4 protein-coding genes are annotated in these 9,820 nt (G+C 62.9%); 3 read left to right on the top strand and 1 reads right to left on the bottom strand.

What is annotated here, in order from left to right:
* Positions 1 to 106: 106 nt before the first annotated feature.
* Complete coding sequence (locus BHS09_RS20060; protein ID WP_174260565.1) at positions 107 to 970, bottom strand: N-acetylmuramoyl-L-alanine amidase family protein; 864 nt, start codon at positions 968 to 970, stop codon at positions 107 to 109.
* Between the two features lie 172 nt (positions 971 to 1,142).
* Here BHS09_RS20060 and BHS09_RS20055 point away from each other — a divergent pair, with 172 nt between their 5' ends.
* From BHS09_RS20055 to BHS09_RS20045, 3 genes are all read left to right on the top strand, one after another.
* Positions 1,143 to 2,294, top strand: a complete 1,152-nt coding sequence (locus BHS09_RS20055) for an SH3 domain-containing protein (protein WP_237079704.1) — start codon at positions 1,143 to 1,145, stop codon at positions 2,292 to 2,294.
* A 64-nt stretch (positions 2,295 to 2,358) separates the two neighbouring features.
* Positions 2,359 to 7,191 (top strand): hypothetical protein, encoded by a 4,833-nt coding sequence (locus BHS09_RS20050; RefSeq protein WP_237079703.1) that lies wholly within the window; start codon positions 2,359 to 2,361, stop codon positions 7,189 to 7,191.
* Positions 7,191 to 9,740: a hypothetical protein gene (locus BHS09_RS20045; protein WP_140798614.1), complete on the top strand. Its 2,550-nt coding sequence runs from the start codon at positions 7,191 to 7,193 to the stop codon at positions 9,738 to 9,740. The genes BHS09_RS20050 and BHS09_RS20045 overlap by 1 nt, the downstream gene beginning before the upstream one ends.
* Positions 9,741 to 9,820: the final 80 nt, after the last annotated feature.

Raw genomic sequence — 9,820 nt, 5'->3', positions numbered from 1 at the left:
CCTGAATGGCAGAGCCCGATGTACCGCTCACCTATGAATGGCGAGCCATCCATCATGAGGTCCGGTGGATGGCCTGGAGCATGTCACGGGACGCTGCGGCTCGGGTTCACCGGGGGCGGGTTGTGCGAGGCTGGGTGGCCGCTTCGGGCACGAGCGCATCCACCAGTCCCTGGGCCACGGCGGCGGCGAAGGCTTCCAGGGTCCGTTGCTCGCGCCACCGTGCGGACTCCTCGAAGTCGAGCGCATGGTGGGTCTCGATGATGACGGAGGGGATGCGCGGCTTTCGCAGCACGAATATCTGCCGGTGCGTGGGCTCACGCGCCACGAAGACGCCGGGCTGCTTGGAGTCGATGGCGTAGAGGCCTTCGTAGTCCACGCCGTCATAGGGCGGGAAGCCCGCCTGGCCCAGCCTGCGCGCCAGGGCGCGGGCCAGTCCCGCGCGTCCAGTCTGGAGGAGCGTGGTGGCTTCCGCGGACTCGGACCAGAGCACGGTGAAGCCAGGGGCGGAGTCCTGCCGGTTGCACTCCTGGTCCGGATTTGGAGACCATGGTGTGGCGGTGCCACGTGAGTCGGAGTGCAGGCTGAGCATGGCATGGGCGCGCCACCGCTCGGCGGCGGTGACGCGGGTGGGATAGGGGACGCGCTCGCCCGGCCTGCGACTCAGGCGCACCTGGAAGTGGCCGGTTGCCTCCAGCCGCTTCGCCAGGTCTTCCGCCACTCGAAGGGTAAAGGTCTCCTCGTCCTCGCAGGTGACGCCCTTGTTGCCGGTGTTCCCCTCCGCGCCGTGCCCTGCGTCCAGGTAGATGCGGCGCTTTCCGAAGTCCTTGGGGAAGCGCACCTCGGAAACGGCGAGGGGGGCGCCCGGAGCGGGCCATGTGGGAGTGGGAGCGACGGTGGTGGGCTCGGCGGAGGCGGCGGGCCTGGCCCATAGGGCGAGTCCCAGTCCCAGCAGCAAAAAGAGCTTCGGCATGGTGCTTGAAATGCCCAAGAAAGGGGCGTCGCTGCGTAGTCTCCCTTGTTGATGGGGTGGTTTGGAAGCCCACGTCGCGGTCTTATTCGACTCACTGAGCAGAACAGCCACTCATGAACCTGCGTCGGACCGGCATGACAGTGTCTTCAACAGAGGGGGAGGGGTACAGGGCATGAAGACGATGCTGCTAGGCCTGCTAATGGCCGCTGCTGGGGGAGAGCCGCCCCCGGCATACGTCCAGGGTTCCTCGCTGAATCTGCGGAAGGCGGCCTGCAAGACGGCGGAGGTCCTCCAGAAGCTGCCCATTGGGACGGAGTGCAGGACGCAGGAATCCCTCGAGGGGGGATGGGCCCGAGTGCGCTGCGGAGAGGCGGAAGGCTTCGTGGTGGGGACGTTTCTGGGCCCCGAGAAGCCGTCGGTGGAGAAGCTCGCCGCGGAGGCCAAGGACCCGAAGCGGACGTTGCAGCAGCGGGAGGAGAGTGCCCTGCGTGCCGCCACGCTGGCTCCTGAGGACGCTGGCCTTCAGAAGGAACTGGCGACGTTGTTCTTCGAGCGCAATTTGGATGCCGTCGCGCGGCTAAAGAAACCGAGCCTGCGGAGGCCGTTTGATTTTGTCTGCACTGTGAATGATCCCGAACGTTGTCTGAGGAGCACCAGTACGAGCCATGTTGATGGGGTCAAGGTTCGGGCAGAGGTAAGAAATGAGTTGTTCGTCATTGCATTTGGTTCGGCCGAAAGTCTGACTGTATATCGTGGGCGATTCCGGTTCGATAACAGGCGCTTCGAAGAAACAGCGACGATTCAGGTCAAAGGCGAGGTGTTGGAGCAATCCAGTTCGCTATTGACGTCAGTGCTGGACAAGGCGCTGTTCTCTGGTGTCAGCGCATCTTCGGATGTCTATTCGAGGGCTCCGTTTGGGCAATACGTCCTGAATGAGGCTGAGCTGGCCTTCTTTCGATTGATTCCTAGCAAGTGGGCACTGTTATCGATGAAGGCGGAGGATGGCATTCCTCGGATGCGATGGAATGCTTGCCTGAAGCGCCCCTATCTCCTCGTCTTTGATCCGGACATTCACGGGCGCGTCCTTGTCATGATCGAAAGTGAGGGAGAGAGCATGGAGTTTCTATGGGTTTCTGCTGTGTCGAAACATGAGAACACTCTGCGGTTGACACTCGCGGATATCGACGGGGAGAAGGCACGACAGGAAACCTTCAAGCTTCCAGAGCCTGACGGCGACATCGCATACCTGGGCGAACTGGCGTGCACGCATGTATTTCAGAAGTATCCCGACCTCGGAGGGGAGTGTATGCAGGGCGGGCCGTAGTCATGCTCCAGTGCCGGGGGGCACTGATTCGGAGCAATTGAACGTACTCGTGGGGGAGCGAGTCGTGTCTAGACAGAATATCTATCGAGCCGTCTGGCAATATGAGTTGCCAGAGCTGCTGTTGTCTGCGCTGGAGGAGTATCACATCCTCAAGGTGCCTCTGCTGGGACAGCACTATCCTGGAGGGCCATCTGATTGGTGTGGGCGGACTGCCAGTGCAATGGCGTATAACTATTATCAGGTGACCCAAGGGGGCGACTTTGCCTCAAGGTTCATCACCCATTGGGATGGTGGAAATCCAGGGCATTTCTTGGATCTGCGCTACCCAGGAGGGCAGCGGGCGTTTCATCTCAAGCCGGTAGAGCCACCTTTTGGTGGAAATCTGGATGGGTATTTCGTGTCCAATCGGGGGGGCAAACCGCCTCATTGGGCCACGGTTGTTCCTCCGGAATTCAATGCGTCTCGCGGTGATTCCAACGTGTCCCGCGGTAATCTCAGTGCGTCCGCTGTGCTCGGCATGGCGTACTCGCATGTGTTGCCGTACTCACTCCAGGATCGACGAAGGCACGCCGCGAGGATTGCGAGCGATCCTCGTCTCATCGAAGACAAGCTGTCACTGATTCTCAAAGCGCTCGCGGCCAACAATCCGGTCATTCTTTATTCGGGATTCTCCGTTGCTAGAGATGCTCCCATTCATCTCATCCTGATCATCGGATTCGCTTGGTTGGTGGACCGAACCGGGAGGCACCTGTGGTTGGTGGTCGCGGACCCGGCAACGCAGAACAACAAGGTTGGGGTTCAGAAGGGAACCCATCTCTTCTTTCCTCCTGATCCAGGCTCTCGGGATGGCACGGACCTGGCGGCGCTCGCCAGGAAGCAAGTCACGGGTGAGCACGATCTCATCCGGGTGCGCAGGGGTGACTGGGCAAATGCGCAGGCGTCCGTCGTCCTGATTCGTGCCCGCAAGCTGTTCGAGGAGAACACCTATAGCGCGGTGCCTGACGACTTGTTCATGGACTACCGCCACGACGAGCACAAGGGCGGAGCCTTTCTCTACTCGCTCCGTCCTACCGTCGTCCCGTCTGGCTTTCTCGAAACCAACGTGATGCGCACGGTCGCGTATCCGTTCGACCACGGGGATATCCGCTTCCGGCCCATCAACTGCTACGCCCTTACGGAGACGGAGATGCCGCCCGGTGGGCTCTTCCCATTGGGAATGCGCCGGAATCTTCATTCGGGAATCCACTTGCCTGCGTCGCATTTCTCGGCGCGGGAGGGGGCGACGAGCTCCGCAGCCAGGTCCGGCGTGCGAGAGGTTCGTTGCTTTGCCCCGGGCTACGTGGTGGCCGTCCGATTGGCCCATGGCCTGCCTGCTCCCCTCGAAGAAAAGGAGCGTGTCGAGGATGGACCCGAGGCGCACGAACTGGCCCGGGAATTCACAGGCAACCACAACTCCTTCGTCCTCGTCCGGCACGATGTCGAAGAGGCAGCGAAGACGGAGGGCCAGCCGCCGCGGCGTTTTACGTTCTACAGCCTCTACATGCACCTCGTTCCTCCGGACTGGAAGGACCCGGACACATACCGGAACGTGGACTGGTTGAAGCTGCTCGTGCGGCGCCACGGCGCGCTGACGGTGGTTGATCCGGCGCATGAGGCGTTTCGCCAGACGCGGTGGTTGCAGGAGGCCCTGCCGGAGGCGGGAGCGGATGTCGTCGAGAAGAAGGGGGGGAGCTACTCCGTCGTGGGGACGGGGTTGGGCGTGCCCGAGACACTACGCCTGGGAGAGGCACAGGGGGATGATGTCCGAGCGCTCTGGAGGCCGGCGGACCAGGACCTGACGGGTATTCATGAAGCACTGCGCGAGGGGCGGATGGTGACGCTGCGCCACCCCTTGCTCAAGCTGGAGGCTGGCGCGGTGCTTGGCTATGTCGACAGCAGGAGCAAGGCCATTGGAGATGGCTTCGTCCACTGGGAAATCCTGGCGCCATCCGAGCCAGGGCAACTCAAGGCCTTCCTCGACTTCGCGAAGGACTCGCTGGGCCTGGGAGACTTCTTCAAGGTCTTCGAGGAGGCGGACCAGAACAACTTCTTCGACCCATCGAAGGGAGAACTCGACGCGCTGATGAAGCTGGCGCCCAAGTCGATTCACGCTACAGGGAACCCCGAAGAGGAGTGCCTCTCCCGCTTCGAGCAGACGTATCACCACGGCGCGCTCAAGGCGATTCTTCGCTCACCTCGCGCGCTCGCGTTCTCGTCCGATGATGCGCCTGGTGATGCCGGCGAGCCTTCGTTTCCCGCAGAGCTTGTCATCACCAACTACAAGGACGCGCTCCCTGAAGGGACCTACTGGCTCAAGCTGACCTTCGAGCCTCCCTCGGGCGAACGGTACGTCGCTTACGATGGAAAACAGAGTCGTCTCAACGTGCGCTTGCCAGCAGGGGCTCGACGAATCTTCGTGGAGCCGGCCGACGGCGCCGGCCTTCTGCTGCAGGTGGGCGGCGGTGCTCAGGATGCACTCGAGCAGGAGCTTCAGCACTTCAAGAGGCTGGCGTCCGTCCGTTGGCGAAACGTGGTGCTCAGGCACCTGAACGAGTGGTTGCCGGAGAGCATCGTCGTTCAGGTGATGAAGCATCTGGAGATTCACGGGCAGCTTCGAATGGGGAGCCAGATCGTCGACATCCAGCAGCCGGACGAGGCCAAGAGGCTGCTGGGACGCTACGCGGAGGCAGTCGGATTCTGGGCCCATCCGGAGGAAGTGCCCTTCCTCGGGCCCGTGGGGGACAACGGTGGCAAGAAGATGCTCTTCGCAGCGGCGCCTGACGTCGACCAATTGCCTACGAAGGGGCTGGTCGACAACCCGCACCCCGTCACCTTCGCCTGGCTCCTGATGCTCATGGTCCGGCATGGCTTCGTCCGGTTCTCGGACCTGCCGGCCTGGCGCCCGAGCAACTCGAAGGACGTGCTCGCGGTGGGGTGGCTCCCAGCACGAAGCGCTCATGCCGCATTCCGGGTGGGGGAACTCCTGGACGTGGGGGCCGTGGTGCGCGGGAGTGGAGACGATGAGGTGGAACTGCATGTGCTGCATGAGGGCACACGCTGCTTCCTCGCGAGCGGAAGTTGCACCGATGGTGCTTTCTTCGCGCAGGTGGAGTTGCCGGGTTGGGGGGCTTGCACGCTCGACATGCCGGGTGCCCGGCTCGTGGGAACCGCGACATTGGAGGTGCTCCCGCCGGTGTTGCTGGGTGGGCGCGAGTCGGCGGAGGTTCCTGGGAGCCAGGTTGTTTCCTCGGCTCGTTACGCTCCCGAGTCTCACGAGGATGGAACGTTCTCCTGGCGTATTCCCTTCAGGGAGAACTGCCCAAAGCTTCTTCGGGGTTGGGTGCTTCTGAGCGCATGGGCGAAGGCCACGAAGCAGGAAGGGCTGCACCCGGAGGCACCTGCGTTCGAACTGGCCCGTGTGGCCATCCCCGTACAGGGGCGGGAGGACTCGGCGTTCAATGAGGCCTCTGGACTCCGCGTCGTTGACGGCTTCATTCAGAAGGGGGCGCTCAAGAAGCTGGAAACGTATGTGACGCGGCACTTCACCTACCGCGCCTTCTTGAAGGCCGCTGCTTCCCAGACAGAGCCTCCGTTGGCCTGGGCGCTCGTGGAGGCGGTGGAGCGTATCCAGTGCGCGTATTCAGAGAAGCAGTTGCTGGCGTTGTCCGCGCTGGCCGAGGACGGATTGTCCATTGTGCTCACGGCCACGAATGCCCGGCGGTTGAAGGATGCCGCCGAGAAGGTTCGAGAGGATGGCTGGTTCACCGCCTTGGGGGACGCGGCCAAGGGGGCGATTCGCGTCCGAGTCCCAGCGCCAGCGGAGGGACGTCATCCTGGTGAACTTGTCATCCGGTTCGACGCCAGCGCTGCTTTCTCGGAACTGCGGAAGGGCATCCCAGGTACCCATGAGGTCCATGTGAAGTTCGGCGCGTTCTTCCCGAACGGGGGAAGCGCGCGGGACTCGCGTCTGGTGACGGCGGATACGCTGGGGAGCCGGTGTGAACCTGTGACGCTCGACGCGCTGCGGAGCGGCGCCAAAGCGGGGGCGCTGGAGGTGTGGTCCACCGAGGTGTCGGAGGTCCTTCACATCCCTTCGCTCGAAGCGCCCAAGGTCTTCGTCACCGCCCGGGGGATTCAGCTTTCCTCTCGGTTTCTGGGTGGGAATCGGACCTTCTGGGAGAAGGCTCGACCCATCATCAAGGTGGGCCACAGTTCCCTCGATGAAGCCGCCGCACGTGAGTCCGTCATCCAGAATGGGTGCGTGGTGCGGACCTTCGGGTTCGAGGATGCGCAGGTTCAGGGGCGAATTCTCATCCCGACCGCCGAGGTGGTGAACAAGCATGTGCCCCTGGGGCACGAACGGATCGACGTCCAGCCCGCGAAGGGCCGTGCTTACACCATGCAGCGCAACGCCAGGCTTGAAGCGCGGTCTCACTACCATGATGCCTTCAGCCTGAAGGTGGCCGTCATGACGGAGGCCGTCCCGGTGAGCAGACCCTTCCGATTGGAACTCGCCAGTCCGTCGCTGCCAGGCGGCCAGCCCGGGCTTCCGCTGAAGCTCAAGAAGGGCAGCGTTGTCTACAAACCGGAACGCCAAGGGCAAGGTCTGACGGATGTGGAAGGGGCGCTCCATGCGGACGTGGATCTCAATGATGTCGAGGCCGCGTTGGAGGGTGCCAGGGAATACGTGCTCCGTGTCGTCCCGATTCATGAGAACGACGCAGATCTTGCTCGGGAACTGAATCTCTCGTTGCCCGAGCGGATCGTGCCCCGAGTACACGACGAAGTGCGGATTCGCCCCAATCTGTGGTGGTGGTCAGACGACCTGGGCGCCGTGCCCATGAAGGGGGAAGGGTGATGGCGGACACAGCCGTTGCTTCACAGTCACATGCTGGTGGCGAGCGCTTCGAGCTTCGGCGTGAACCGGGAGCCGAGGGCGTCTTCTATCTCGTCGCGGTGGCCCCTACGGAACTCAAGCTCTCCCTGAGGAGCCACCGGGCCGAACAGGACAGGATTGCCTTCATCCTGGAGGGAACGCACAAGAACCTGCCGGCAGACACGGTCTGCAGCGTTCTGATCAAGACGCACGCGCGTGGGATGCCAGCGCGGGAATACACGCTGGTCAACGTCCCACTGCGTGTCAATGGCAGGTCATGCACGTTGGAGTTCGAGGCGGACATCTACGAGGCGAGCTTCTTCGGCCGGGGCCACGCGGAGTTGACCGTCGTCCCCGACTTCCCCTTCGCGCAGGAATGCTGCCTCGAAAAGCCCTTCGAGTTCGACATCCCCTTGGGGCTCAGGGGGCTCGACCTGAGCGTCCCTGTCCTGTTTGGCCGACGGTTCCGCTTGAAGCCGGACATGGATGCACGTTTCACCGGCGCGACGCTTCGGCTCTCCATCTACCACTCCGTGGAGCCGAAGCGTGGCGTGGCGCCGAGGATGGCTCCAGAGGAGCAGCGCTATGCCGCGCTGGAATGGGGCTCTTCCGACTTGGGCGCGAAGGACTGGCGAGTTGGCTGCGCCTGGAGTGGGGATGGTCTCCGAGTGCCATGGCGTGAGCCCATTCAGGGCGAGTACGCCTTCGACCTGCGGCTCGAAGTGCTCCGAGACATCGAGGGGGAGACGCGGCCCTACGTGGTGTGGGAGCAGCCAAGAGCATGCGTGTGCCCGAAGCCGAAGCTGACCGGGTTCGAATTCAAGCACCACGCGGTCACCGCGACGGTGGAGCATCTGGAGCCGGATTTCGAGCTCCCCCTGGAGCTGACCCACTGGCGGTACGAGGCTCAGACGCGTGGCGAGGCCCTGTCCTTCACCCTGATGGACCCCGTCTCGCGGTCGGTGTTGGTGAACGCCAACGAGAGGGGCCTGTTCCTACGGCAGTTCCTCGACGCTGAGGACTGGCTGCACCGGAAGAGCTTCGCCTTGTTGCGGATTCCGCGCTCGTTGACGGGGACCGATGAATACGTGCCCATCCGCTCGGTGCTGGACTTCGATGAGACGCGATTCCTCGCGTTCGAGGACGAGGACCTGTGGCTGGAGTCCCCAACGTTGGCCAGGGCTCCCGCGCGACAGAAGCAGGACCGGATGCGCCAGGAACTGGTGACGGCACTGGCCTCCAAGGAGTTGGCGGTCCGGCCTTCGCGCATGCCTCGCTTCGGGGACGTCTGGCTGGGGGCTCGCGACAACCACCTGCTCATCACCGTGAAGGTCATCGGGGATCTCGACTACTGGCGTGAGGCTTCGCCTGTCTTTTCGATCTGCGACGACCTGAGTCCCATGGAGCCAACGGCCTCTCGGGAGACCGAGGTGCTTCGGTTGGAGGCGCGGCCCCTTGATGGGAATCCTCGTTACTACGAGGCGCTCGTTCGATTCGACGATCCTCGAATCCGCCAGAAGGTCTTCATCCAGGGTCGAGTCTCAAAGCCGGATGCGCGGCTCTGGGACGAGTTGGTGGCAGCGCCACCGGCCTTCTCCGTGGAGTACCCAGGCGTTCCCCGGCTCCAGGGACTTCGCGCCGAGTTCGTCCAGCTCACGGATGATACGTCCATCCTGGAAGTCCGCTGTCAGGCCCTCCACATCCCCAACGGAAAGGAGGGGGATGTCATCGAGTTTCGCCTGTATGAGTTCTTCGCTGACGTCGCGGAGCCCGTTGTCTTCGGTGCCGTGCCCTTCCGGTATGAGGTCGCGAAGGGGGCGGCGGGGCAATGCGACGCTCGTGGACGGGTGGTGGCGCGTCTCCGGGAGCCGGCGCTCGTCGAGCGGATGCGGCGCAAGGGCCGGTTTCGGATTGAAGCGCGTCTGGTGGAGCGGGCGAATGCCAACCACTCCAGTGTGCTTCCTGCCATCCACCTGGACCTGGAGGGAACACCCCGCCGCATCGAAGGCACGCTCATCTACGGCAGTCACCCGAATGTGACGGAGGCGTTCCGGAGGAAGGTGCTGATCATCGCCGATCAACTGGAGATGAACGCCGATGACTTGATGGCGTGCATGGCTTTCGAGACAGGAAATGCCTTCCGTGCCGATACACCGAACCGGGCAGGGCATCAGGCTTTTGGCCTCATTCAGTTCACGGCCATCAACGAAGGAAAAGATGCGCTCGATATCAAGTTGTCCGCACTGGTGAGGATGAGCGCTGTCGAGCAGCTCGACTATGTCGCCAAGTACTTCCGCATGTGGAAGGCGCGGTCGAAGCTCCCTCTGGACAATCTCGGTGATGTCTACGCTTGCATCCTCTGTCCGGAAGCGCTCGGCAAGGACGCATCCTTCGTCTGCTATGCCAAGGGGGCGAGAGGCTACGAGCCCAACAAGGGGTTGGACCGCGGCGGCAAGGGCTTCATCACCAAGGCAGACATCTTGGTTCCGGTGGAGCGGCACCTCCGTGAAGGTCAGAAGTACCGCAAATAAAGACGTCTTCTCCAGGTGACAGCATGTTTCTCCATCCTCGTCTGAAAGACGGGTTACGCGAGTACATTGTCCTCGCGCTT

Source organism: Myxococcus xanthus, from assembly GCF_006402735.1.
Classification (GTDB): Bacteria; Myxococcota; Myxococcia; order Myxococcales; family Myxococcaceae; genus Myxococcus; species Myxococcus xanthus_A.
The sequence above is the reverse complement of the archived record's forward strand: the minus strand, read 5'-3'. Positions and strand labels throughout refer to the sequence as shown.

Coding starts and splice junctions, on each gene's coding strand:
- BHS09_RS20045 (WP_140798614.1), top strand. CDS start 7,191: ATGGCGGACACAGCCGTTGCTTCACAGTCACATGCTGGTGGCGAGCGC.
- BHS09_RS20055 (WP_237079704.1), top strand. CDS start 1,143: ATGAAGACGATGCTGCTAGGCCTGCTAATGGCCGCTGCTGGGGGAGAG.
- BHS09_RS20060 (WP_174260565.1), bottom strand. CDS start 970: ATGCCGAAGCTCTTTTTGCTGCTGGGACTGGGACTCGCCCTATGGGCC.